The sequence below is a fragment of the Arhodomonas sp. KWT genome, assembly GCF_010993615.1.
In genome coordinates, this window is sequence record NZ_WNXE01000221.1 from 1,796 (window position 1) to 3,479 (window position 1,684).

Annotated in this window: 1 protein-coding gene; it reads left to right on the top strand. The window is 70.2% G+C overall.

Features of this window, described 5'->3' with window-relative positions; translation table 11 throughout:
* The coding region (locus G7A99_RS16910) for an ATP-binding protein (RefSeq protein WP_163142318.1) at nucleotides 1-1,684 on the top strand (1,684 nt) is incomplete at both ends.

The window sequence follows — 1,684 nt, forward strand, 5'->3', positions numbered from 1 at the left end:
ACGGTGGTCTCGGCCCGCAGCCACGCCCCGCGTGTCACCTCCATGCTCGGCGGGGCGCTCATGGCGGCGACGGCATTCGAACGGCTCGACGCCGGCGTCATGACGGTGATGCTGGATACGGCCACCACGCCGATGCCGCCCTCCGGCGGTACGCTGACGGTCACTCCCGACCACGGCTGGGCGTATCAGCGCTATGCCGCGGTCATGCTTCCCCCTTTGGGACTCGCCGCCGCCGTCGCCGGCATCGCCACGCTCCTCGCCCTGGCGGTGGCGAACAGCCTGGTCACCCCGACCCGGCGGCTGACCCGGTTCACCACGCGCATCCGGCGCGGCGAGCTCGACGGGCGTCTGCGCGCGGACGCCGGCGGCGAGATCGGCGAGCTGGAAGAGGCCATGAACCGCATGGTGCAGGCCCTGGGCGAGAGCCGCGAGGCCCTGGAGGCGCGGGTGCGCCAGACCACCTCGGAGCTGCGCCAGACCCTGCAGGCCGTGGAGGTGCAGAACGTGGAGCTCGACGTCGCCCGGCGCCGCGCGCTGGAGGCCAGCAAGGTCAAGTCGGAGTTCGTCGCCAACGTCTCCCACGAGATCCGCACACCGATCAATGGCATCGTCGGCTTCGCCGACCTGCTGCATCACAGCCCGCTCAACGCCGAGCAGCGCGACTACGTGGACACCATCCGCCAGTCCTGCAGCAACCTGCTGACCATCATCAACGACATCCTCGATTTCTCGAAGATCGAGGCGGGCAAGATGGCGCTGGACAGCGTCGACTTCGACCTGCGGGACTGCGTCGAGGAGGTCTTCGCCCTGCTCGCCCCGGAGGCGTACGACAAGCGCCTGGAGATCGTCCAGCTCGTGTACGCCGACGTACCCACCCGGCTGCGCGGCGACCCGCTGCGCCTGCGCCAGGTGCTGACCAATCTGGTACACAACGCCATCAAGTTCACCCCCGCCGGCGAGGTCACCGTGCGCGTGATGATCGAGGAGGAAGACAGCGACTCCGTGAGCATTCGCTTCAACGTCAGCGACACCGGCGTCGGCCTGCATGAGTCCGACCGCGACAAGCTATTCCGTGCGTTCAGCCAGGCCGACACCTCGCTGACGCGGCGCTTCGGCGGCACCGGCCTGGGGCTGATCATTTCCCGCAAGCTCGTCGAGCAGATGGGCGGCACCATCGGCCTGGAGAGTGAACCCGGCGTGGGCTCGACGTTCTGGTTCACCGCCCGCCTGGAGCGCCGGCCGGAGCCGGCGTCGCCGGCGCCGGCGACGCCGCTGGACGGGCGCCACGCCCTGCTCTACGACGACAGCCACCTGACCCGCCTCGCGACACGGCACCGCCTGGAGCAGTGGGGCATGACCGTCACCGGGGCCGGCATCGAGACATTGGAGGCACGCCTGGCCGAAAACGACTGGGCGCTACTGGTCGCTGGTATCGGTCAGGCCGCACTGGACACCGCGCTACCGGGACACCTGATCACCACGGCCCACGCCGCCGGCGTCCCCGTACTGGTGCTCGCCAGTACCGTCGACCGTGAGATCCACCAGCAGCTCACCCGGCTCGGCGCGGCCGCCACGCTGCCCCGCGTCGCACGCCGGCAGGCGATCTTCCGCGAGCTCTGCCGGGTGGTGGACTTTGCCGGCACCTCCCTGCCCCGACTGCCGGCACCGGACACGGCCGATGAGG